Origin of the sequence: Streptomyces sp. UW30 (genome assembly GCF_008042075.1) — a bacterium.
Lineage (GTDB): Bacteria > Actinomycetota > Actinomycetes > Streptomycetales > Streptomycetaceae > Streptomyces.
This window is the reverse complement of sequence record NZ_RDBN01000033.1, coordinates 135,184-157,461: the sequence shown is the minus strand read 5'-3', so window position 1 is coordinate 157,461 and position 22,278 is coordinate 135,184. Positions and strand designations below refer to the sequence as shown.

Annotated in this window: 19 protein-coding genes; 10 read left to right on the top strand and 9 right to left on the bottom strand. The window is 71.0% G+C overall.

Annotated features, from left to right (window positions below):
- The 5 genes from EAO75_RS15930 to EAO75_RS15910 all read right to left on the bottom strand — a co-directional run.
- A partial coding sequence (locus EAO75_RS15930; protein ID WP_147996027.1) for a nickel-dependent hydrogenase large subunit occupies nt 1-1,502 on the bottom strand: 1,502 nt, incomplete at its 3' end.
- Nucleotides 1,503-1,591: 89 nt separating this feature from the next.
- Nucleotides 1,592-2,680, bottom strand: coding sequence for a hydrogenase expression protein HypE (locus EAO75_RS15925; RefSeq protein WP_147995720.1), 1,089 nt, complete (start codon nt 2,678-2,680; stop codon nt 1,592-1,594).
- 137 nt (nt 2,681-2,817) lie between these two features.
- Entirely contained in the window at nt 2,818-4,524 is a 1,707-nt protein-coding gene (locus EAO75_RS15920) for an enoyl-CoA hydratase-related protein (RefSeq protein WP_147995719.1), read from the bottom strand.
- 154 nt (nt 4,525-4,678) lie between these two features.
- Nucleotides 4,679-4,927 carry a hypothetical protein gene (locus EAO75_RS15915; RefSeq protein ID WP_147995718.1) on the bottom strand — a complete coding sequence of 83 codons (249 nt, stop codon included), beginning with the start codon at nt 4,925-4,927 and terminating at the stop codon, nt 4,679-4,681.
- Complete coding sequence (locus tag EAO75_RS15910; protein WP_147995717.1) at nt 4,914-5,159, bottom strand: DUF6400 family protein; 246 nt, start codon at nt 5,157-5,159, stop codon at nt 4,914-4,916. The genes EAO75_RS15915 and EAO75_RS15910 overlap by 14 nt, the downstream gene beginning before the upstream one ends.
- A gap of 194 nt (nt 5,160-5,353) precedes the next feature.
- Between EAO75_RS15910 and EAO75_RS15905 the strand changes: the two genes are divergently transcribed.
- The 4 genes from EAO75_RS15905 (at nt 5,354) to EAO75_RS15890 (ending at nt 9,468) form a co-directional block, all read left to right on the top strand.
- A complete protein-coding gene (locus tag EAO75_RS15905; protein WP_147995716.1) occupies nt 5,354-6,193 on the top strand; it encodes a TIM barrel protein in 840 nt (279 codons plus the stop codon).
- 32 nt (nt 6,194-6,225) lie between these two features.
- Entirely contained in the window at nt 6,226-7,116 is an 891-nt protein-coding gene (locus EAO75_RS15900; protein WP_147995715.1) for a 2-hydroxy-3-oxopropionate reductase, read from the top strand.
- 197 nt (nt 7,117-7,313) lie between these two features.
- The gene (locus tag EAO75_RS15895; RefSeq protein ID WP_147995714.1) at nt 7,314-8,771 is read left to right on the top strand and encodes a catalase; all 1,458 of its coding nucleotides are present in this window, start codon (nt 7,314-7,316) and stop codon (nt 8,769-8,771) included.
- Nucleotides 8,772-9,231: 460 nt separating this feature from the next.
- Nucleotides 9,232-9,468 carry a hypothetical protein gene (locus tag EAO75_RS15890; RefSeq protein WP_147995713.1) on the top strand — a complete coding sequence of 79 codons (237 nt, stop codon included), beginning with the start codon at nt 9,232-9,234 and terminating at the stop codon, nt 9,466-9,468.
- An 80-nt stretch (nt 9,469-9,548) separates the two neighbouring features.
- Here the strand turns inward: EAO75_RS15890 and gcl are convergent, their stop codons facing one another.
- Nucleotides 9,549-11,333, bottom strand: coding sequence for a glyoxylate carboligase (gcl, locus tag EAO75_RS15885; protein ID WP_147995712.1), 1,785 nt, complete (start codon nt 11,331-11,333; stop codon nt 9,549-9,551).
- 239 nt (nt 11,334-11,572) lie between these two features.
- Between gcl and EAO75_RS15880 the strand changes: the two genes are divergently transcribed.
- Together EAO75_RS15880 and EAO75_RS15875 are read left to right on the top strand one after the other, a co-directional pair.
- Entirely contained in the window at nt 11,573-12,256 is a 684-nt protein-coding gene (locus EAO75_RS15880; protein ID WP_147995711.1) for a hypothetical protein, read from the top strand.
- Between the two features lie 64 nt (nt 12,257-12,320).
- On the top strand, nt 12,321-12,839 hold the full coding sequence (locus EAO75_RS15875; protein ID WP_147995710.1) for a GNAT family N-acetyltransferase: 519 nt from the start codon (nt 12,321-12,323) through the stop codon (nt 12,837-12,839).
- A gap of 58 nt (nt 12,840-12,897) precedes the next feature.
- Here the strand turns inward: EAO75_RS15875 and EAO75_RS15870 are convergent, their stop codons facing one another.
- Nucleotides 12,898-14,502 (bottom strand): AMP-binding protein, encoded by a 1,605-nt coding sequence (locus EAO75_RS15870; RefSeq protein WP_147995709.1) that lies wholly within the window; start codon nt 14,500-14,502, stop codon nt 12,898-12,900.
- Nucleotides 14,499-16,169 carry an AMP-binding protein gene (locus EAO75_RS15865; RefSeq protein ID WP_147995708.1) on the bottom strand — a complete coding sequence of 557 codons (1,671 nt, stop codon included), beginning with the start codon at nt 16,167-16,169 and terminating at the stop codon, nt 14,499-14,501. Before EAO75_RS15865 ends, EAO75_RS15870 begins: the two co-directional genes overlap by 4 nt.
- Nucleotides 16,170-16,299: 130 nt before the next feature.
- On the opposite strand from EAO75_RS15865, the gene EAO75_RS15860 reads away from it, so the two are divergent.
- The 4 genes from EAO75_RS15860 to EAO75_RS15845 all read left to right on the top strand — a co-directional run bounded on the left by EAO75_RS15860 (nt 16,300) and on the right by EAO75_RS15845 (nt 21,946).
- The gene (locus EAO75_RS15860) at nt 16,300-17,124 is read left to right on the top strand and encodes a helix-turn-helix transcriptional regulator (RefSeq protein ID WP_147996026.1); all 825 of its coding nucleotides are present in this window, start codon (nt 16,300-16,302) and stop codon (nt 17,122-17,124) included.
- A 192-nt stretch (nt 17,125-17,316) separates the two neighbouring features.
- The gene (locus EAO75_RS15855; RefSeq protein WP_147995707.1) at nt 17,317-20,142 is read left to right on the top strand and encodes a helix-turn-helix transcriptional regulator; all 2,826 of its coding nucleotides are present in this window, start codon (nt 17,317-17,319) and stop codon (nt 20,140-20,142) included.
- Between the two features lie 218 nt (nt 20,143-20,360).
- A complete protein-coding gene (locus EAO75_RS15850) occupies nt 20,361-21,149 on the top strand; it encodes a S1 family peptidase (protein ID WP_147995706.1) in 789 nt (262 codons plus the stop codon).
- A gap of 149 nt (nt 21,150-21,298) precedes the next feature.
- Nucleotides 21,299-21,946, top strand: coding sequence for a LysE family translocator (locus EAO75_RS15845; RefSeq protein WP_147995705.1), 648 nt, complete (start codon nt 21,299-21,301; stop codon nt 21,944-21,946).
- A gap of 14 nt (nt 21,947-21,960) precedes the next feature.
- Here the strand turns inward: EAO75_RS15845 and EAO75_RS15840 are convergent.
- Nucleotides 21,961-22,278, bottom strand: a 318-nt coding sequence (locus EAO75_RS15840) for a DNA glycosylase AlkZ-like family protein (RefSeq protein ID WP_147996025.1), incomplete at its 5' end; no start/stop codon positions are given.

Sequence of the window (22,278 nt, the reverse complement as noted above, 5' to 3'; positions counted from 1 at the left end):
ACCATGTGGTGGGAGAGGACACCGCGGACCGCCTCGGTGAAGCCGACGCCGATGCTCTGGTCCGGGACCTCGAACTTCTCCCAGGTCTGGGTGCGTCCGGCCCGCACCTCCTCCAGGCCCTTCTCCGCGCTGTGCAGGGCGACAGCGGCGGCGTACGCCTGGAAGTAGGTGCGCGCGCGGTTGCGTTCCAGCGCGTTGCTCCACCGCGGGATCTTCCACTCGAAGGTGGTCTCCGGCTTGGTCATCGTGCGGGGCAGGTTGATGACCACGCTGTTGCCGGTGGCCTTGACGTACCCGATGTCGACGAGCCCGGACAGGGCGGTGGACCACAGTCGGGCGATGGGGCCGCCGCCGGTGTCCAGGGCGAGGTGGTCCTTGCCGTCGAACCAGCGCGGGGACATCACCCAGCTGTACTTGTCGTCGAAGTCCCGCTTCTGCGGGGCGGGGATGGTGTGCTGGTTCCACGGGTGGCGCGGGTCGACCGGGTTGCCGAGCGGGTCGTGGGTGACGAACTGCTCCTGGCCCTCCCAGTCCTCGTAGTAGGAGCTGCCGAGCAGGATCCGGATGCCGAGGTTGATCTCGGTGAGGTCGTTGGTGACCAGCTTGCCGTCGACGATGATGCCGGGCGTGACGAACATCCGCCGGCCCCAGTCCGTCATGTTGGCGTAGGTGAAGTCGCAGTACTCGGGGTCGTTGAGCGCGCCCCAGCAGCCGAGCAGGACGCGTCGGCGGCCGACCTCCTCGTAGCCGGGCAGGGCCTCGTAGAAGAAGTCGAACAGGTCGTCGTGCAGGGGCACGACCCGCTTCATGAACTCCACGTACCGCATCAGGCGGCTCATGTAGTCCGTGAAGAGCTGCACGGAGGCGACCGTGCCGACGCCGCCCGGGTAGAGCGTGGAGGGGTGCACATGGCGCCCCTCCATCAGGCAGAACATCTCCCGGGTGTAGCGGCTGACCTGGAGGGCCTCGCGGTAGAACTCGCCCTCCAGCGGGTTCAGCGAGCGCATGATGTCGGCGATCGTGCGGTAGCCGTGCTCGGCGGCGTGCGGGGCCTCGGTGCGCTCGGCGAGTTCGAGGACGCCGGGGTTGGTCTCCCTGACCATCTTCTCGCAGTAGTCGACCCCGACCAGGTTCTCCTGGAAGATGTTGTGGTCGAACATGTACTCGGCGGACTCGCCGAGGTTGATGATCCACTCACCGAGGTGCGGGGGCTTCACGCCGTACGCCATGTTCTGCGCGTACACCGAGCAGGTGGCGTGGTTGTCGCCGCAGATCCCGCAGATGCGGCTGGTGATGAAGTGGGCGTCGCGCGGGTCCTTGCCGCGCATGAAGACGCTGTAGCCGCGGAAGACCGACGAGGTGCTGTAGCACTCCGCGACCCGCTTCTGCTTGAAGTCGATCTTCGTGTGGATGCCGAGGCTGCCCACGATCCGGGTGATCGGATCCCAGGACATCTCCACCAGGCCGCTGCCGTCGCCGGCCGCCTTCGTCCTCGCTGCCATCGTCGTTTGCCGTGCCCTTCGTTGTGCGGGAGGTTCGGGTCGTGTGTCGGGGGTGCACGCACCAGGGGCGGATCACGGGTGGCGGGGCGTCACCACGGAGGCCGGTAGCCGGTGGTGATCCGCTCTCCGGTACGGCGCCACTTGGGCTCCTTGTCGACCGTCCTGGCCGTGATGTGCCGCAGCTTGCGGACCACGGCGCCGTAGGCGGAGCTGCCCGAGACGGACAGCCTGGCGCCGGGGGGTTCGTCCATGAACGGCATGAACTTGTCGGGGAAGCCGGGCATGGTGCAGGCGATGCAGATGCCGCCGACGTTCGGGCAGCCGCCGATGCCGTTCATCCAGCCGCGCTTGGGCACGTTGCACTTCACCACCGGGCCCCAGCAGCCGATCTTCACCAGGCACTTCGGCGAGTCGTACGTCTCCGCGAACTCACCCTGCTCGTAGTAGCCCGCCCGGTCGCAGCCCTCGTGCACGGTGGCCCCGAACAGCCAGGACGGACGCAGCTTGTCGTCCAGCGGGATCATCGGGGCGGCGCCGGTCGCCTGGTAGAGCAGGTAGGTCAGCGTCTCGGCGAAGTTATCGGGCTGGATCGGGCAGCCGGGGACGCAGACGATGGGGATGCCGGCCTGGGACTTCCAGTCCCAGCCGAGATAGTCCGGGACGCCCATCGCGCCGGTCGGGTTGCCGGCCATCGCGTGGATGCCGCCGTATGTGGCACAGGTGCCGATGGCGACCACGGCCAGGGCCTTCGGTGCGAGCCGGTCGATCCACTCGCTGGTGGTGATCGGCTGGCCGGTCTGCGGGTCGTCCCCGAAGCCGCACCAGTAGCCCTCGGGCTTGATCGCCTCGTTGGGGACCGAGCCCTCGACGACCAGCACGAACGGGTCGATCTCGCCCCGCTCGCCCTTGAAGAACCACTCGATGAACGTGTCCGCGCCGCCGACCGGACCGCACTCGAAGTCGATGAGCGGCCAGTGCACCTGGATCTTCGGCAGCCCCGGCAGCACGCCCAGGACGATCTCCTCGATGCTCGGCTGCATGGCCGCCGTCAGCGCGACCGAGTCCCCGTCGCAGCTCAGGCCCGCGTTGATCCAGAGGATATGGATCGTGGGTGACTCGTCGGCGGGCGCGCCTGTGGTGTCCGCAGCACCGACCGTGTCCGGCGTCGCCTCAGTCATGGGACCGCCTCCAAGGGAGGTAAGGGATGAAGGCCCGCATTTCGGGCCATCGGACTCTTCGTATCAGCGGTTCGGCCGGGGTGAAACACACGGTGGGCCATTCGTGTGACAACGGCGGCACAGGTGGTGGAGCCGGTTCACGCAACCGGGGGCGACGTGAGGTGGGGCGGGGTGCACGAGGGGCGCCGCTTGTGGACGAAGGCGCGGCGCAGGGCGTGGTAGGGGGCGTCCGGGTCGTCGAAGGTCCGGCGCATGCGGGCCAGCTCCTGTGCACGGAAGGCGGCGAGCGGGGTCGTGGCCTCCCGCCGGTCCGCTTCCGCCTTCTTGGCGGCGATGCGGGAGGCCGTCGCCGGCAGCGCCGCGAGCCGCGCCGCCAGGGTGCCGGCCTGCTGTGCGAAGTCGCCGGGGCCGCAGTCGATCACCCGGTCGGCGAGTCCGAGGCGCAGGGCGCCCGCCGCACTCACGGGCAGCGCCTCCCGCATGAGCCGTTCGGCCACGGCCGGGCCCACCCTGCGGGGAAGCGTGTAGGTCCAGTACTCCGAGCCGTACAGGCCCATCAGCCGGTAGTGCGGGTTCAGTACGACCCCGGAGCGGCACCACACCTCGTCCGCGGCCAGGGCGAGCATCACCGCGCCGGCCGCGGCGTTGCCCGCGACGGCCGCGACGACGATCCGGTCGGTGGTGGTGAGGACCGCCTCCACGAGGTCGTCGATGGCGTTGATGTTCGCCCAGGACTCGGCGGCGGGGTCGGCGGCGGCCTCGATGACGCCCAGGTGGATCCCGTTGCCGAAGAAGTCCCGCTGTCCGCCGAGGACCAGCACCGACGTGGGGCGGGCGCACGCCTCCCGGTAGGCGGCCAGGAGGCGCCGGCACTGCTCGGTGCTCATGGCGCCGCCCGGGAAGGAGAACGACAGGAAGCCGACGCCGCCGTCCTCCCGGTAGCGGATGTCCGTCCAGGTGCGCTCGCGCGCGTCGGGCAGCGGGGGCGGCGCGAGCTCCGGCAGGGGCGGCAGCCGGTCGCCCAGGGCCCGTACGGCGGGGAGTTTGAAGGTGGGCGGCCGACCAGGCAGGCGTCGGGGCCGCAGTTCGGGGATCCACACGGCGCCGTCGGCGGTGGCCCGGCAGATCGCTCCGGCCCGGGTGGCCAGGAGCTCGCCGGGGCGGCCGCGCAGGTCGCTTTCGGGGTGGCCGCCGTGCAGGTACCACTCACTGCCGAGCAGCACGTCCAGCACCCCGGGCTGGGAGTCCGCCGCCCGCAGCTTGCGCACGACGCTCTCGGTGGGGTCCGCGGCCCAGTCGATCCGCCGGACGCTCTGGTCGAGGTAGGGCCGCACGCGCACGGGTGCGCCGACGAGGCCCGCCTCGTCCTGTGCGGTCGGGACGTGGGTGCCGCCAGCGAAGCGCTCCACGGCGAGAAGGACGGCCGTGAGCGCGGCGTCGGCGACCTCGCCCCGGTACAGGTCGCTCTTGGCCACCGGAGGAACCCGGCACGGCACCGAGGCCCACACGTCGCCCGCGTCCATCTCCGCGCCGGCTTGCAGGACCGTGACACCCCAGTGCTCGGCGCCTTCGGTCAGCGCCCAGTCCAGGGAGGACGGTCCACGATCGCCGAGCGGCCCGGGATGGACGACGAGGCAGGTGTGTGCCGCCCACACCTCCTCGGGAATCGCCGTCTTCAGCATCGGCGCCACGATGAGCTGCGGTCGGTGCCGTCGTACGGCGTCCGCGAGCGGGCGCTCCGGCAGGGCGAGCTCCACCGCCACCTTGTGGCCGCGGTCGCGCAGCTCCGCGTGGACGCGCTGGGTGAGGCTGTTGAACGCGCTGGCCACGAGCAGGATCTGCACGGCTGCCTCCGGGCGGACGGAAGGCGGCCGGGGGTGACCGCCGACCGCGATCCTCGGTCACACCGGGCCCACGTCCGCGGCGGCGGACGGTGAGGTCATCCGAATGACAGACGGTGGCATCGTCCGAACGCGCGGAGCGGGCCGCCGATCGGTCTCACCAGGCGCGGTTCATGCGCTGCCAGAAAGAGCGCGTCGCGCCGAAGCCCGTCTCGTGGCTCCAGACATGGCTGCACGAACGGCACTGGAGGTGGAGCAGGCTGCCGGTGTTGGAGAGCAGATAGCGCCAGTGCCGGGAGCAGGTGCGCTGCTGCTCGCAGTCGCCGCACCCCTGGCGGTCGTCGCAGTTCGGGCAGGCCACCCAGGCGCGGCGCCCGACGTCGGCCTGTGGGTCACGAGGCAGCATGCCCGCCTCCTCGCGGAGGGAGCACACCTGCCGAGACCAGTTCGTCGTACACACGCTGCTGCTCCGCGTCGAGGCCGGAGTACAGCAGCTCGTACGCCTCCTCCTCACCGCGCAGGGCGGCGCCCGGGTCCCAGTCGGGGCCGAGCGCGTCCAGGACGTGGGCCCGCCGGAGCATCTCGTGCGCGCTCAGGTCGACGGAGAACTCGGCAGGTGCGGGGCCGTGGGAGGACATGCAATCGAACGTAGGTAAGCGTTCCCCGCCCGGGCAAGGGCGGGTGGGCGAAGTCACAGCAGGTCAGCGCTCGACGCCGGCGTTTTTGCCTGGGCCTCCTCTTGACAAGTCACGACCCAGAACGGCAATCTTCCATTAAGCAGAAACGAACTTCCGCAATACGGAATATCAAAACGGAAGGGAGCGCCGACCCCATGGGATTCACAGAGCAGCGCTTCAACGTCAACCTGTCGATCCTCTTCACGGAACTCCCGCTCCTGGAGCGCCCCGCGGCCGCCGCCGCGGCGGGCTTCACCGCGGTCGAGCTGTGGTGGCCCTGGGTCGACTCCCCCACCCCCGAGCGGGCCGAGCTCGACGCCCTGAAGAAGGCGATCGAGGACGCGGGCGTCCAGCTCACGGGCCTGAACTTCTACGCCGGTCAGCTGCCCGGCCCCGACCGTGGCGCCCTGTCGATCCCGGGCGAGGAGTCGGAGAGGTTCCGCGCCAACATCGACGTGGCGGCCGACTTCGCCGCCTCGCTCGGCTGCAAGGCGCTCAACGCCCTGTACGGCAACCGCGTCGAGGGCGTGGACCCGGCCGAGCAGGACGCGCTCGCGCTGGAGAACCTGGTCCTGGCGGCCCGCGCCGCCGACCGGATCGGCGCGATCCTGCTGATCGAGGCCCTGAACAAGCCCGAGTCGCCGCTGTACCCGCTGGTCAGCGCACCGGCAGCGGTGGGCGTCGTGGACAAGGTCAACGAGGCGACGGGGCTGGGCAACGCCCGCTTCCTCATGGACCTCTACCACCTGTCCATGAACGGCGAGGACCTGCCGGCGGTGATCGAGGAGTACACGGCGAAGACCGGCCACGTGCAGATCGCCGACAACCCGGGCCGCGGCGCGCCGGGCACGGGGACGCTGCCGCTGGAGGAGCTGCTCGACCAGCTCAAGAAGGCCGGTTACGAGGGCTGGGTCGGCCTGGAGTACAAGCCGGGCGACCGCCCCAGCGCGGAGGCCTTCGGCTGGCTGCCCCGCGAAGCGCGCGCCGCCCGCTGAACACACCCCTGCATTTGAGAGGCACCCCCATCATGAGCAACCTTCCCAAGATCGCCTGGATCGGCCTCGGCATCATGGGCTCCCCCATGTCCGAGAACCTGATCAAGGCGGGTTACTCCGTCACCGGCTTCACGCTGGAGCAGGACAAGCTGGACCGCCTCGCAGCGGCGGGCGGCACCGCCGCCGGCTCGATCGCCGAAGCCGTCAAGGACGCCGACGTCGTCATCACGATGGTCCCGGCCTCCCCGCACGTCGAGGCCATCGCCTACGGCCCCGACGGCATCCTGGAGAACGCGAAGTCCGGCGCGCTGCTGGTCGACATGTCCTCGATCACCCCACAGACCTCGGTCGACCTGGCGAAGGCGGCCAAGGACAAGGGCATCCGCGTTCTGGACGCTCCCGTGTCCGGCGGTGAGGCCGGCGCCATCGAGGCCGTACTGTCGATCATGGTCGGCGGCGAGCAGGCCGACTTCGAGGCCGCGAAGCCCATCCTCGACGCCCTCGGCAAGACCATCGTGCTGTGCGGTCCGCACGGCTCGGGTCAGACCGTGAAGGCGGCCAACCAGCTGATCGTCGCTGTGAACATCCAGGCGTGCGCCGAGGCCGTGGTCTTCCTGGAGAAGTCCGGCGTGGACCTGACGGCGGCGCTGGACGTCCTCAACGGCGGCCTGGCGGGCTCGACCGTGCTGACGCGGAAGAAGGACAACTTCCTGAACCGCGACTTCAAGCCGGGCTTCCGGATCGACCTGCACCACAAGGACATGGGCATCGTCACGGACGCCGCCCGCAACGTCGGCGCGGCGCTCCCCGTCGGCGCCGTGGTCGCCCAGCTGGTCGCGTCCCTGCGCGCGCAGGGCGACGGCGGCCTGGACCACTCGGCCCTGCTGCGCGCCGTGGAGCGCCTGTCCGGCGCCCAGGTCTGAGCCGGACCCTTCCCCAGATTTCCGGGCCGTGGCGCCGCTGACACCTGTCCTGTCGCGCCCAGGCGTCGCCGCGGCCCGGAATCCTCTTCAACAAATCGTTGATTTGATTCAACAAACTGTTGACGCCCAGATCGCCCACTTCTAGGCTCCACAAAGCGGAAACAGTATTCCGCTGACACTCGCACGGAAGGTCCACGATGTCGAAGCGCGTGCTCACCACCGAGTCCGGCGCCCCGGTCGCCGACAACCAGAACTCCGCCTCCGCCGGCGTCGGCGGCCCGCTCCTGCTCCAGGACCAGCACCTGCTGGAGAAGCTCGCGCGCTTCAACCGTGAGCGCATTCCGGAGCGCGTGGTGCACGCCCGGGGCTCCGGCGCGTACGGCCACTTCGAGGTGACCGACGACGTCACCGGCTTCACCCACGCCGACTTCCTGAGCGAGGTGGGCAAGCGGACCGAGGTGTTCCTGCGCTTCTCGACCGTGGCCGACAGCCTCGGCGGGGCGGACGCGGTCCGCGACCCGCGCGGCTTCGCCCTCAAGTTCTATACGGCGGAGGGCAATTACGACCTCGTCGGGAACAACACGCCGGTGTTCTTCATCAAGGACCCGATCAAGTTCCCCGACTTCATCCACTCGCAAAAGCGCGACCCGTTCACCGGCAAGCAGGAGCCGGACAACGTCTGGGACTTCTGGGCGCACGCCCCCGAGGCCACGCACCAGGTGACCTGGCTGATGGGCGACCGCGGCATCCCGGCGTCGTACCGCCACATGAACGGCTACGGCTCGCACACCTACCAGTGGACGAACGCCGAGGGCGAGGCCTTCTTCGTCAAGTACCACTTCAAGACCAACCAGGGTGTGCGCTCCCTGAGCAGTGAGCAGGGCGCGGAGCTCGCGGGCAAGGACGCCAACTCGCACCAGACGGACCTGCTCCAGGCCATCGAGCGGGGCGTGCACCCGTCGTGGACCCTCTACGTGCAGCTCATGCCGGCGGCCGAGGCGGCCGACTACCGCTTCAACCCCTTCGACCTCACCAAGGTGTGGCCGCACAAGGACTACCCGCTGCAGCGGGTGGGCCGCCTGGTCCTGGACCGCAACCCGGACAACGTCTTCGCCGAGGTCGAGCAGGCCGCGTTCTCCCCGAACAACTTCGTGCCCGGCATCGGCCCCTCCCCCGACAAGATGCTCCAGGGCCGGCTGTTCGCCTACGCGGACGCCCACCGCTACCGCCTGGGCGTCAACCACACCCTGCTGGCGGTGAACGCCCCCAAGGCCACGACGGCGCAGAACTACGGCCGGGACGGCTTCATGGCGACCAACTCCCAGGGCCGCGGGGCGAAGAACTACGAGCCGAACTCCCACGACGGCCCGGTGGAGACCGGCCGCCCGCTGTCGGCGCCGCTCGCGGTGACCGGCCACACGGGCACCCACGAGGCCCCGCTGCACACCAAGGACGACCACTTCTTCCAGGCCGGCGAGCTGTACCGGCTCATGTCGGCCGAGGAGAAGTCCCGTCTGATCGCGAACATCGCCGGTGGCCTGGCCCAGGTCTCCCGCGACGACGTGATCGAGAAGAACCTGGCCCACTTCCACGCCGCCGACCCGGAGTACGGCAAGCGCGTGGAGGAGGCGGTCCGCGCCCTGCGCGAGGACTGAACACCCAAGCTGCGTCCGTCTCCTGACGGGAGGTCATGAGCCGGACGCATCGCCTGCGCACGACACCGAGCGACCCGGATGAGGGGTGGTCGCCGGGAACGGGCGCGGGCAACGCGAGGACCGCGGCGGCGTGCGAGCCAGTGCGGTGGTGAAGGTCCGGCCTCCTTCTTCGACCAGAGGGAAGGAGCCCCCGGTTCCGTCGCTGCCGCCGCGGTCCCAAGCCCCACAGACCCCGTCCGGCGGCGCGAATGTCCTGTCGCGCCCAGCCTCGCACCGTCGGACGGCCACAACCGAAGATGCCTCACCGGCCGAGAAGCGCCGGGTACGGACGGTCCCGTACCCGGCGCTTCTCGGCGTCGCCGGGTACGGCCGCACGGGATGACGTGGCGTCCGAGCCGGCTGCACAGCAGCTGCGGGCCGTCGGCGTGCGGAATTCCCCGCGGCGCAGGAGGCTGAGGGCATGGCACATCCAACGGAGCATCCGCATGTCGTGGTGCATCCGCCGGCGCTGGACGGGTCCCGGCGGGTCACGGAGGGCGACGAGACACTGGGGATCGCCACGCATGTGGACGACGTGAGCGAGATCCTGCGGCTCGCCGATCTGTATGTCACGGACATCTCGGAGAGCGACTTCATCGACTGGCAGGGCGGTGGCCCCGACGACTGGCCCGGGCTGTCGGAGCACCACGAGCAGTAGGCGACCGCAGAGAACTACCTCTGCATGCGAAAGGGGCGGCCCGACCTTTCGGTCGGACCGCCCCTCACTGATCTGTCGTGTCAGACCTTCAGGGTCTTGATCGACGTCGGCGCGTGGCCGGGCTCAGTGGCGATCTCCTCGAACTCGACGACATTGCTGATGTCGTTGGTCGTCGACATGGAGATGTTGGTGATGCGCTCCAGGATCGCCTCGACGACCACCGGGACCTGGAACTCCTGAGCGAGCTTCTTGGCCTGCTCGAAGGCCGCGCCCAGTTCGGCCGGGTCGGTCACCCGGATCGCCTTGCAGCCGAGGCCCTCGGCGACCTTGACGTGGTCGACGCCGTAGACGCCCAGCTCGGGCGAGTTGATGTTCTCGAACTCCAGGTTGACCTGGAAGTCGATCTCGAAGGCCCGCTGCGCCTGGCGGATCAGGCCCAGGTAGGAGTTGTTCACCAGGACATGGACGTACGGGATCCGGTGCTGGGCACCGACCGCCAGCTCCTCGATCATGAACTGGAAGTCGTAGTCACCGGACAGGGCGACGACCTGCGCCTCGGGGTCGGCCTTCGCCACGCCCAGCGCGGCCGGGATGGTCCAGCCGAGCGGGCCCGCCTGGCCGCAGTTGATCCAGTGCCGCGGCTTGAAGACGTGCAGCATCTGGGCGCCGGCGATCTGCGAGAGGCCGATCGTGGAGACGTACCGGGTCTCGGGACCGAAGGCCTTGTTCATCTCCTCGTAGACGCGCTGCGGCTTGATCGGGATGTCGTCGAAGTGCGTACGGCGCTGGAGCGTCGCCTTCTTCTCCTGGGCCGAGGCCGCCCATGCCGAGCGGTCGGGGAGCTTGCCCTGCGCCTTCAGCTCCCGTGCCACCTCGACGAACAGCTCCAGGGCCGCCTTCGCGTCGGACGCGATGCCGTAGTCCGCGGCGAAGATCTTGCCGATCTGGGTGGGCTCGACGTCGACGTGGACGAACTTGCGGCCGGCCGTGTAGACGTCCAGCTTGCCGGTGTGGCGGTTGGCCCAGCGGTTGCCGATGCCGAGGACGAAGTCGGACTCCAGGAAGGTCGCGTTGCCGTAGCGGTGCGAGGTCTGCAGGCCCACCATGCCGGCGTTCAGCTCGTGGTCGTCGGGGAGCAGGCCCCAGCCCATCAGGGTCGGGACGACCGGGGTACCCGTCAACTCCGCCAATTCCACCAGCAGTTCGGCGGCATCCGCGTTGATGACACCGCCGCCCGCGACGATCAGCGGTCGCTCGGCGGCGTTCAGCATCCCGATCGCCTTCTCGATCTGGGCGCGGGTCGCGGCCGGCTTGTACACCGGGAGCGGCTCGTAGGTGTCCGGGTCGAACTCGATCTCGGTGAGCTGGACGTCGATCGGCAGGTCGATGAGGACCGGGCCCGGACGGCCCGAGCGCATCAGGTGGAACGCCTGCTGGAAGACGCCGGGGACCTGCGCGGCCTCCAGGACGGTCACCGCCATCTTCGTGACCGGCTTGGCGATCGAGGCGATGTCGACGGCCTGGAAGTCCTCTTTGTGGATCACGGCGGTCGGGGCCTGGCCCGTGATGCACAGGATCGGGATCGAGTCACCGATCGCGGAGTACAGACCGGTGATCATGTCGGTGCCGGCCGGGCCGGACGTGCCGATGCAGACGCCGATGTTGCCGGGGTGCGTGCGGGTGTAGCCCTCCGCCATGTGCGAGGCGCCCTCCACATGGCGGGCGAGGGTGTGGTTGATGCCGCCGGAGGCCTTGAGCGCCGCGTAGAAGGGGTTGATCGCCGCGCCCGGCACGCCGAACGCGTTGCTGACGCCCTCGCGCTTGAGGATCTCGACTGCCGCTCGGGCAGCGGTCATACGTGCCATTGAGTACTCCTGCTTCGGCTGTCGGATTCGCACTCCCGTCGCGCCCCGCGGTGAGCAATTCCGTGACGATGTCGGTTCCGCCCGCGAACCCTCTTGGATTCCACATAGCGGAAACTCTTTTCTACTATCTGGAAGCAATGTAGGCGGGCGGGTGAAGACCGTCAAGAGGGGGACAACCGGGCACCACCTGGTGGACGATGGGTGCGCTGTCCCGTTGCGAGGTCGTCCTGGAGTGGGCCATGTCCGAGAGCGTGTCGGTGCGCTGCCCGGCCTGCCGGCGCGAGCATCTGTACGCGGCACCTTCCTATCCCTGCACCTGCGGGGCGCCCGTGGTGCCCCCGCTCGACCCGGCCGGGACCGCGACGGCCGTCACCCATCGCGCCTGGGACGACGAATGGGTCAGCGTCCGCTGTACGGCGTGCGGCCGCGAGGGCGAGTGGCCCCGCCCGGAGCTGGGCTGCGCCTGCGGGACGCTGCTGCGAGTACCGGTGGCGCGGGCGGCCTCGCAAGAGGCGGAGCCTGCGCAGGCTCCCGCCCCGCGCCGCGCCTTCCAGCCCATCACGATCCGCACCGCCCGCGACGCGGTCACGGCGGCCGCCGTGTATCTGCGCTGGCTCGGCTACCGGGACATCCGCCGCGCAGACCAGCGCCCCACTTCCGGCATCGGCATCGCCGCGCACGGCCTGCTCGCCCAGGTCGACCCGACCGTGGCACCGACGTCCCTGCGCGACGTGGAGTGCCTGTGGCTGACGGCCATGACGGAGTCGGCGGCCTGCGTCTACTTCTCCCTGTCCGGCTACGCCCCCGACGCCCGCTCCCGCGCCGACACCCTGGGCGTCCCCCTCTTCGTCCTCGACCTCACGGGCACGCCCCAGCCGGTCAACAGCCTCGCCGACGAGCTGGACGCGACGGGCGCCCACTGACCGGCCGGCCCCCCGGCCGGTAATCCGTTCGCCCCCGACGGGGCCACCGGCGGACACTCGGCCCATGCGCATCCGCCCCGTCACGCCCGACGAACTCCCGGTCCTCCAGGACATCGAACGCGCCGCGGGCGCCGCCTTCCGCGACCTCGGCATGGCCGCTGTCGCCGACGACGAGCCGCCCGCCCTGGACGTCCTGGAGCGCTACCGCCGGGCGGGCCGGGCGTGGGCCGCCTGCGAGGGCGGTGGCCGCCCGGTCGCCTACTTGATCGGCGAGCCGGTCGACGGCGCCCTGCACATCGAGCAGGTCTCGGTGCACCCCGACTCCGCGCGCCGGGGCGTGGGCCGGGCCCTCCTCGCGTACGCCGCCGACCGCGCACGCGAGGAGGGCCTGACCGGTCTCACCCTGACCACCTTCACCGAGGTCCCGTGGAACGCGCCGTACTACGCACGCCTCGGCTTCCGCGCCCTGGAAGAGGCCGAGCTCACCCCGGGGCTGCGCACGATCCGCGCCCACGAGGCGGAACTCGGCCTCGACCGGTGGCCGCGGGTGTGCATGCGCAGCGCTCCGCCGGAGGAGCCGTGACATGCCGTCGTTCGTCCGCAGCGCCGTCGTGGCCGGCCGCGCAGTTCCCCCCGCCTCTTCAGGGCGTTGACGAACCGGCCGCGAACCGCTCACGCAGCTCCACCTTGCGCACCTTCCCCGACACCGTCATCGGGAAGGAGCCGAGAATCCGCAGCACGCTCGGGATCTTGTAGTGCGCGAGCTGCCCCTCGCAGAAGGCTCGGAGCTCCTCCAGCGTCAGCGGGTCGGTGGCGTCGCGCGGGATGACGCACGCCAGTACCTCCTCGCCGTACCGCTCGTGCGGCACCCCGACGACCTGGACGTCCGCGATCTTGGGGTGGGCGTACAGGAACTCCTCGATCTCGCGCGGGTAGATGTTCTCGCCACCCCGGATGATCATGTCCTTGATGCGGCCGACGATCTCGACGTAGCCGTCCTCCCGCATCGTCGCGAGGTCACCGGTGTGCATCCAGCGCCCCGCGTCGACGGCCTCGGCGGTCTTCTCGGGCTCGTTCCAGTAGCCGAGCATCACGCTGTAGCCGCGGGTGCAGAGCTCGCCCGCCGTGCCGCGCGGCCGGGTCGCGCCGGTCGCCGGGTCGACGATCTTCACCTCGATGTGCGGCAGGACCCGGCCGACCGTGCCGGTGCGGTGTTCCAGGTCGTCGTCCATCCGGGTCTGGAGCGAGACGGGGGACGTCTCGGTCATGCCGTAGCAGATGGAGACCTCCGCCATGTGCATCTCGGCGACCACCCGCTTCATCACCTCCACCGGGCAGGGCGAGCCCGCCATGATGCCGGTGCGCAGGGACGACAGGTCGTAGGAGGCGAAGTCGGGGAGGTTGAGCTCCGCGATGAACATCGTCGGGACGCCGTACAGCGAGGTGCAGCGCTCCTGCTGGACGGCCGAAAGCGTGGCCGTCGGGTCGAAGGAGGGGGCGGGGATGACCATGCAGGCGCCGTGGGAGGTGGCCGCCAGATTGCCCATGACCATGCCGAAGCAGTGGTAGAAGGGCACGGGGATGCAGATCCGGTCCTGCTCGTCGTAGGCGATCGACTCCCCCACGAAGTAACCGTTGTTGAGGATGTTGTGGTGGGAGAGGGTGGCCCCCTTCGGGAAGCCCGTGGTGCCCGACGTGTACTGGATGTTGATCGGCTCGTCGCAGGACAGCTCCTCGAACGCAGCCGGCGTCCCGCGCGCGATCAGCGCCTCCCAGCTCGGGTCTCCGATGAACACGCTCTCGCGCAGCCGCGGACACTTGCCCCGCACCTGCTCGACCATCGCCCGGTAGTCGCTCGTCTTGTGACTGAGGGAGGCGAACAGCAGCGAGATCCCGGCCTGGTTGAGGACGTACTCCACCTCGTGGGTGCGGTAGGCCGGGTTGATGTTGACCATGATCGCGCCGATGCGGGCCGTGGCGTACTGGACCAGGACCCACTCGGGACAGTTGACCGCCCAGATGCCCACCCGGTCGCCCTTGGCAATCCCGCTCGCGAGCAGGGCGTAGGCCAGCTCGTCGACGTCGGCGGCGAACCGGGCGTAGGTCCAGCGCCGCCCGGACGGAACGTCGACCAGCGCCTCCCGGTCCGGCCAGGCAGCGACGGCCCGGTCCAGGTTGGCCCCGATCGTGTCGCCGAGCAGGGCGGTGTCGCTCGTCCCGTGGGTGTACGACAGCTGTGAGCTCACCGGAAGTCCTCCTCGCGGTACTCGGCGTCCGAACCGGCGGCCGTGGCCTCGCGCAGCTCGATGCGGCGGATCTTGCCGGAGACGGTCTTGGGCAGCGGCGCGAACTCCAGGCGGCGCACGCGCTTGTACGGCGCGAGAACCTCCCGCGAGTGCTCGAAGAGCACCTTGGCCGTGTCGGGGCCCGGCTCCCAGCCCTCCGCGAGGACGACGTACGCCTTCGGCACCGCGAGCCGCAGCTCGTCCGGCGCGGGCACGACGGCCGCCTCGGCCACCGCCTCGTGCTCCAGCAGGGCGCTTTCCAGCTCGAACGGGGAGATCTTGTAGTCGGACGCCTTGAAGACGTCGTCGGCCCGGCCGACGTAGGTGATGTATCCGTCGCCGTCGCGGGAGCCGATGTCGCCGGTGCGGTAGTAGCCGCCGGCCATCGCCTCCGCCGTACGGTCGGCGTCGCCGTGGTAGCCGGTCATCACGCCGACGGGTCGTTCGGAGAGGTCGAGCGCGATCTCGCCCTCGTCGGCGCCGGGTGCACCGGAGACCGGGTCGAGGAGTTCGACGCGGAAGCCGGGGCTGGGGCGGCCCATCGAGCCGGTCTTCAGGGGCTGACCGGGGCTGTTGGAGACCTGGACGGCGGTCTCGGTCTGCCCGAAGCCGTCCCGGATGGTCACACCCCAGGCGCGCCGGACCTGCTCGATGACCTCCGGGTTCAGGGGCTCGCCCGCCGCCACGACCTCACGGGGCGGGGTGCGCAGGGCGCTCAGGTCGGCCTGGATGAGCATGCGCCAGACCGTCGGCGGGGCGCAGAAGGTGGTGACGCCGGCGCGGTCCATCTCGGCCATCAGCCGGGCCGCGTCGAAGCGCGTGTAGTTGACGATGAAGACGGTCGCCTCCGCGTTCCAGGGCGCGAAGAGGTTGGACCAGGCGTGCTTGGCCCAGCCGGGCGAGGAGATGTTCAGATGCACGTCGCCGGGTTCGAGGCCGATCCAGTACATGGTGGCCAGATGCCCGATCGGGTACGAGGTGTGGGTGTGCTCGACCAGCTTGGGGCGGGCGGTGGTGCCGGAGGTGAAGTAGAGCATCAGCGGGTCGTCGGCCGCGGTCGGCCCGTCGGGGGTGAACTCGGCGGAGGCGTCGTAGGCGTCCTCGTACGTCAGCCACCCCTCCCGCTCCCCGCCGACGCTGATGCGCGTGTAGTCGCCGGGCACGTCGTCGAACTTGGCGGTGTCCTCGGCCCGTACCAGGACATGCCGGACGCGGCCGCGGTCCACCCGGTCGCGCAGGTCGGCCGGGCCGAGCAGCGGGGTGGCCGGGATGACGACGGCGCCCAGCTTCATGGCGGCGAGGGCGGTCTCCCACAGCTCGGTCTGGTTGCCGAGCATGACGAGGACGCGGTCCTCGGGCCGCACGCCCCGGGTCCGCAGCCAGTTGGCGACCCGGGCCGACCGCTCGGCCATCTCCGCGAAAGACAGCCGGACCTCGGCGCCGTCCTCCTCGACGATGTGCAGCGCGGTGCGGTCGTTCCCGTCCGCGATGACGTCGAACCAGTCGAGCGCCCAGTTGAACCGCTCGGGCCGGGGCCAGGAGAAGCCCCGGTAGGCGGTGGCGTAATCCTCGCGATGTGCCAGCAGGAAGTCCCGCGCGCTGCGGAACAGCTCCGTCCCCGTCGTCATCTGTCCTCCTCGTTACCGGACCTTGCCGGGCGGCTCTCTGCCATCGTGTAATCCGTGACGTGGGTCTCACTACCCCCGATCGGGGGTGTGCGCTCCGCGAACGCCGCAGTGAAAGGGCGAGTACGTGGCAGTGGACGCGGCCGAAACGGTGGAGATACGGAGCGCGCTGGTGCGCCTGCGCCGCTCGACGGGGCTACCGGTCGCCTTCGGCGGCCTGGTGGAGCCCGGGCGCCCGAGGATCCGCATCAGCGAACTGACCGGCACGGCCACCGACTCCCTGCGCAGGCTCGCGGTGACCGCGGGCAACGGCCTGGGCGGCAAGGCCGTCGCCCTGGCCCGCCCGTGCGCCGTCACGGACTACTCCGCCTCCCGGCAGATCACCCATGAGTACGACGCCGCCGTCGCCATGGAGGGGCTGTGCTCGGTGATGGCGGTCCCGGTCGTCGTACGGCGCCGGGTGCGCGGTGTCCTGTACGGCGCCCTGCGCACGGCCCAGCCGCTGGGCGACCGCACCCTGACGGCGGCGGTGGAGGCGGCCCGGGACGTCGAGCAGGCGCTGGTGGTGCACGACGAGGTGCGGGGACTGCTGGAGGCGGCCCGGCCACAGCCGGCGCCGCCCGACCGCAGTGCCGTGTGGGAGCAGGTCCGCGAGGCCCACGCGACCCTGCGCGCCCTGGCCCCACGCATCGGCGACCCGACCCTGCGCGCGGAACTGCTGGACGCCTGCGGCCTGCTGACGGAGGGGCCCGCGCCGAGCACCGTGCAGCTGGCTCCTCGCGAACTGGACGTACTGACACTCGTGGCCGCCGGCGCCACGAACGCGGCCACCGGCGAGCGGCTGGGGCTGCGCGCCGAGACCGTCAAGGGCTATTTGCGGTCAGCCATGCGGAAGCTGGGTACCCACACGCGGGGTGAGACGGTGGCGGCGGCGCGCAGGGCGGGGCTGCTGCCGTAGCCCCACGGGTCCGGTGCTGGTCCGGACCAGCACCGCGGTGGTCCGGACCACCGTGACAACCCCTCATTCATTCATCCGTGCTTTGAATTTCCCCATGCTCCACGGCTGTTATTTGCCTCACCATGTCGGCGGTCCGAATTTCAAAGACCTATTGCCTAATATTGGCCCGGACACGACACACGGAGGGGAGCGGTGACCGTGCGACGGGACTTCAAGGAGCCTGCCAGATGCCGCCCCGACCAGGTCATCGGCAGGGAGGAGCTGTTCACGGCGGCGCGTGAGCAGCTCGGGCGGGGCGGCAGCGTGCTGCTTCACGGACCTGCCGGAATTGGGAAGTCGACGGTCCTGCGGGCATTGGCCGCCGAATGCGGCGGCACGGCGCGCACGGTGTTGCGCTGCTCGCCCACGGAGTCCGAATCCCACCTCCCGTTCCTGGCCCTCGCCGACCTCCTCGGCCTGGTCCTGGACGAGGTGTCCGACCGGCTCCCCGCCGCCCAGCTCACCGCCCTGGAGTCGGCGCTCACCGGCCGCGGCGAGTCCAACCTCCAGCGCGACGGCCTCGCCCTGCGCCTGGCCGTGCTGTCCACGCTGCGCGCCCTCGCCGACAGCGGCCCCGTCCTCCTGGTCGCCGACGACCTCCAGTGGCTGGATCCGGCCAGCGCCGAACTCCTCGGCTTCGCGGCCCGCCGCCTCGGCGACACCCCGGTACGGATGCTTTTCGCGGTGCGGACCGAGGGCGAGGAGTACGACCGCCATCTACGCGCGTCTCCGCCGGACACCCTCGCGGTACGCCTGGGCCCGCTCTCCCGCGCCCAGATGTCCACCCTGCTCGACCACCGCGGCTATACCGGCCTGCCCCGCTCCACGGTCCGCGACATCCACCGCACCAGCGGCGGCAACGCCCTGTTCGCCCTCGAACTGGGCCGCGCCCTCGCCGAGAACGTCACCCCGCCCCGCCCCGGCGAGCCGCTGCCGGTGCCCACCTCGCTGCGCGCCCTGGTGCTGAACCGGCTGGAGATGCTGTCGGACGAGGCCCGGCGCACCCTCCTGGTGGCCAGCGCCGGCGCCCGCCCCACACTGGCCCTGCTGCACGCGGCCGGCCGTGACAACGCCGAGGCCGAGACCGCCCAGGCCGCCGAACTCGGCCTGCTGGCGACCGAGCCCGAGGGTCCCGCCGTACGGTTCGCGCACCCGATGATCTCCGCCGCGCTGTACGCGGAGGCACCCGCACAGGAGCGCCGGGCCGCGCACGCGGCGCTGTCCACGGCCGCCTCCGACCCGATCGAACGCGCCCGGCATCTGGCCCTCGCGACCACCGGCACCGACCCGGAGGTCGCCGCACGCCTCGCCGAGGCCGCCGCGCAGGCCCGGGACCGGGGCGCGCCGTCGGTGGCCGCGCAGCTCTCCCTGCTCGCCGCCCGGCACACCCCGGCGCACGGCACGCCGAGCCCGGACGGCCTGCGGCTGGCGGCCGCCGACGACGCGATCACCGCCGGCGAGCTGGACCTGGCCCGGGACATCGCCCGTGAGGCGCTCGCCCGCACGACCGTGCCGGCGGAGCGGGTGCGGGCCTGGATCGCGGTGATCGAGACGGCGGGCCACGCCATGACCGAGGTCGACTCGATCTTCCCGCAGGCCCTGGCCGACGCGGGCGACGACCCGAAGCTGCTCGCGCTGGTCCACTACCAACTGACCTGGCGCGCCCTGCTCGTGGAGGGCGACTTCGACGAGGCCCGCGAGGAGGCCGGGTACGCGGCGGAGCTGGCCGCGCGGGCCGGTGACCGCTACACCGAGCTGCTGGCGCTCGCTCTCAAGGCGCAGATCGAGACCCTGATGGGCCACCCGGACGCCCCCGCGACCATCCGGCGCGCCCTGGAGGAGCCCCAGGACCCAAGGGTGGCCTGCCACCACAACGGGGCCGGCTACTCCCGCTTCCGCTGGCTGATCATGAGCGACCAGCTCCCCGAGGCCCGCGCGACGGTCACCGCGCTGCTGCGCGAGGTGCGCCGGCACGGATGGGTCGAGAGCGAGGTGCACTTCCTGCGCGGGGTCGCCGAGACCGAACTGCACTCCGGCCACTGCGGACGTGCCCTGGACCTCGCCCGCGAGAGCCTGCGCCTCGCCCGGGACACCGGGATCGGCGAGGTCGCCTCCGCCGTGCTGACCTCGCTCGCGGAGGCGGCGGGCGGTGAGGTGGACCGGGCGCTGACGCTGGCCCGGGAGGCGATGGAGCACGCCGAGGAGGACGGCGACCAGATGTACGTCTCACGCGCCCTGGCCGCCCTAGGGCACGCCCAGCTGGTGGCCGGGGACACGGAGGCGGCGGTGCGTTCGCTGCGCCGGGTGCGCGAGGTCGAGCAGGGCCTCGGCATCACCGATCCCGCGCGCGGACGCTGGCACGGCGACCTCGCCGAGGCCCTGGTGCGCGGCGGCGAGATCGCGGAGGCGCAGGACGTCATCGACGTCACCCGCGAGCAGGCGTTGCGGCTGGACCGGGAGAGCGTGCTGGCCGTGCTGGACCGGGCCGAGGCGCTGGTGCGCGCGGCAAGCGGCCAACCGGAGGCCGCCCTGGCCCAGTTGACGTCGGCCCAGGACCGGCTCGGCAAACTGGGCTACGGCCTGGAGGAGGCCCGGGCCGCCTTCGCACTGGCACAACTGCGTTCCGGTGCCTCGGGACGGACGTCGTACGACGAGCCCGCCCGGCTGTTCCGCCGGTGCCGGGCGCTGCCCTGGCTGCGGCGGGTCGAGGCCGCGGCAGAGGTGGGCACCGTGGAGCCGGCGCCCGCGCCCGCGCCCGTCACCACGCCGGACGGCCTCGACAGCCTGGACGGGCTCGCCTCGATGGAGCGTCAGGTCGCGGCGCTGGTCATGGAGGGCGCCACGAACCGGGAGATCGCCGGGCGCCTGTTCATCAGCGTCAAAACGGTCGAAGCGACCCTTACCCGGGTCTATCGCAAGCTCGGGATCCGATCGCGGGTCGACATCGTCAGACTCGCGGCGGGGCGCCGGACGCCGTAAGTTCACCCGTCTTTGTCGGTCCTGGGTGTTTACCCGGCACGACCGAGGGTTTTCCCTGCCCAACTCCCTTAGGGGGTTCCCTCATTGGGAAGGGGAACGTCCGGGACCTACCTTGTGGATGTGCCGCTCGCCGGGCACACGGAGGTCGGTCCCGCGACTCCCGTGCATACCCCCCACACCCGCGCGACCCCCCACCGGCAATCCCAATGAGGAGTCTCATGTTCGGGCTCACCCGTGCCAGAAAGACGGCCGCCGTGGCGGCCACCGTCGCCGCCGCCGCGGCGGCCCTGCTCAGCGCCCCCACCGCTGAGGCCGCCGACTCGCGCATCGTGGGCGGTTCGACGACCACGACGACCTCGTACCCGTTCATGATGCAGATCACCGACGCCTCGCAGGACCAGTTCTGCGGCGGCACGCTGGTCTCGGCCACCAAGGTCGTCACCGCGGCCCACTGCATGGTCGGCGAGAGCACGAGCAGCGTCCGGGTGGTCGGCGGCCGCACCTACCTCAACGGCACGAACGGCACCGTGAGCCGGGTCAGCGACATCTGGATCCACCCGGACTACCAGGACGTCACCGAGGGCAACGACGTGGCCGTGCTGACCCTGTCCACGTCGATGTCGTACACCCCGGCCTCGTACGTCGACTCCTCGGACACCGGCGTGTACGCCACGGGCACCACCGCGCGCATCCTCGGCTGGGGCACCACCTCCTCGGGAGGCAGCTCCTCCAACCAGCTGCGCACGGCGACCGTCCCGACCGTGTCCAACTCCAGCTGTTCCAGCTCCTACGGTTCGGACTTCATCGCGTCCGACATGGTTTGCGCCGGATACACCTCCGGCGGCACCGACACCTGCCAGGGCGACAGCGGCGGTCCCCTGCTCATCGGGGGCGTCCTGGCAGGGATCACTTCCTGGGGCGAGGGCTGCGCCCAGGCCGGTTACCCGGGTATCTACACCCGGCTGACCACCTTTTCGGACGAGGTGACGGAACAGGTCGAGTCCTGACCACGATCGTCGTCCAACAGGTCTCCTGAGCCCCACCTCAGGTGAAGACCAGGGGGCGTTGCGGGCCTCCACGAGCGGCCCGCAACGCCCCCTATCCATGTCCGTCCGCCCCGGGGTTGAATGGCCGGGATCGTACGGAGGTGAGGGACATGGTGTCCGCCGACCGACTGCTGGCCTTCGCGGCGATGTCGCTGCTGGTGGTCCTGATCCCGGGGCCGAGCGTGCTGTTCGTCATCGGACGGGCACTGGCCCACGGCCGCCGCACCGCGGTGGCGACGGCCATCGGCAATGTCTTCGGCTCGTATGCGCTGGTGATCGCGGTCGCGGTGGGCATCGGCTCGCTGGTGGAGCGGTCCGCGGCGATCTACCTCGCGGTGAAGCTGGCGGGCGCGGCCTACCTCGTGTTCCTGGGCGTCCAGGCGTTCCGGCACCGCAGGGAACTGCGGGTGACGGCGACCGATCCCGCCTCGGCGCCCGCGGCCCGCGGCGACCTGCGGACGGTCCTCGACGGCGCCCTGGTCGGCGTCACCAATCCCAAGGGGATCGTGTTCTTCGCCGCCGTACTCCCCCAGTTCGTGGACCAGTCGGCAGGTCAAGTACCCCTCCAGATGCTGGTGCTGGGCCTGATCCCGATCATGATCGGCCTGGTCACGGACACCCTGTGGGGCCTGACCGCGTCCGCCACCCGCACCTGGTTCGCCCGCTCGGACCGACGGCTGTCGCTGATCGGCGGGGCCGGCGGATTCACCATGATCGGGCTCGGCGTGACGGTGGCGGTGACGGGCCGGGCGGACTGACGGCCGCCGCCCGGCTACGGGATGACGGTCCCGAACCGGATGTCGTACGACTCCTGCGGGTGCATGACCTGAAGCATGCGCGCCGCCTCCTCGGTCACCTCCGCGCGCCGCGCCTCGGTGAGGTCGCCGAACGGCTCGATGACGAGGGCGTCGCCGATGATGCGCCACACGCCGGCGAGGAAGCCGTCGACGAGGAACGGGCAGTAGAGCATGTTCGCGTGCCAGGTGCGGCCACGGTTCGCGGGCGGGATGACCCGGGTGCGGTCGGCGTGGGCGAGCAGCAGGTTGTCGAACTCCGGCAGGAAGCGGGGCGGGGCCGGGGTGTCCGGGTC

What these genes read in the sequence shown, in the direction of transcription:
- EAO75_RS15890 (WP_147995713.1), top strand. Translation starts at nt 9,232, where the DNA reads ATGGCACATCCAACGGAGCATCCGCATGTCGTGGTGCATCCGCCGGCG.
- EAO75_RS15925 (WP_147995720.1), bottom strand. Translation starts at nt 2,680, where the DNA reads ATGACTGAGGCGACGCCGGACACGGTCGGTGCTGCGGACACCACAGGC.
- EAO75_RS15850 (WP_147995706.1), top strand. Translation starts at nt 20,361, where the DNA reads ATGTTCGGGCTCACCCGTGCCAGAAAGACGGCCGCCGTGGCGGCCACC.
- EAO75_RS15915 (WP_147995718.1), bottom strand. Translation starts at nt 4,927, where the DNA reads ATGCTGCCTCGTGACCCACAGGCCGACGTCGGGCGCCGCGCCTGGGTG.
- gcl (WP_147995712.1), bottom strand. Translation starts at nt 11,333, where the DNA reads ATGGCACGTATGACCGCTGCCCGAGCGGCAGTCGAGATCCTCAAGCGC.
- EAO75_RS15910 (WP_147995717.1), bottom strand. Translation starts at nt 5,159, where the DNA reads ATGTCCTCCCACGGCCCCGCACCTGCCGAGTTCTCCGTCGACCTGAGC.
- EAO75_RS15875 (WP_147995710.1), top strand. Translation starts at nt 12,321, where the DNA reads ATGCGCATCCGCCCCGTCACGCCCGACGAACTCCCGGTCCTCCAGGAC.
- EAO75_RS15895 (WP_147995714.1), top strand. Translation starts at nt 7,314, where the DNA reads ATGTCGAAGCGCGTGCTCACCACCGAGTCCGGCGCCCCGGTCGCCGAC.
- EAO75_RS15845 (WP_147995705.1), top strand. Translation starts at nt 21,299, where the DNA reads ATGGTGTCCGCCGACCGACTGCTGGCCTTCGCGGCGATGTCGCTGCTG.
- EAO75_RS15905 (WP_147995716.1), top strand. Translation starts at nt 5,354, where the DNA reads ATGGGATTCACAGAGCAGCGCTTCAACGTCAACCTGTCGATCCTCTTC.
- EAO75_RS15880 (WP_147995711.1), top strand. Translation starts at nt 11,573, where the DNA reads ATGTCCGAGAGCGTGTCGGTGCGCTGCCCGGCCTGCCGGCGCGAGCAT.
- EAO75_RS15900 (WP_147995715.1), top strand. Translation starts at nt 6,226, where the DNA reads ATGAGCAACCTTCCCAAGATCGCCTGGATCGGCCTCGGCATCATGGGC.
- EAO75_RS15865 (WP_147995708.1), bottom strand. Translation starts at nt 16,169, where the DNA reads ATGACGACGGGGACGGAGCTGTTCCGCAGCGCGCGGGACTTCCTGCTG.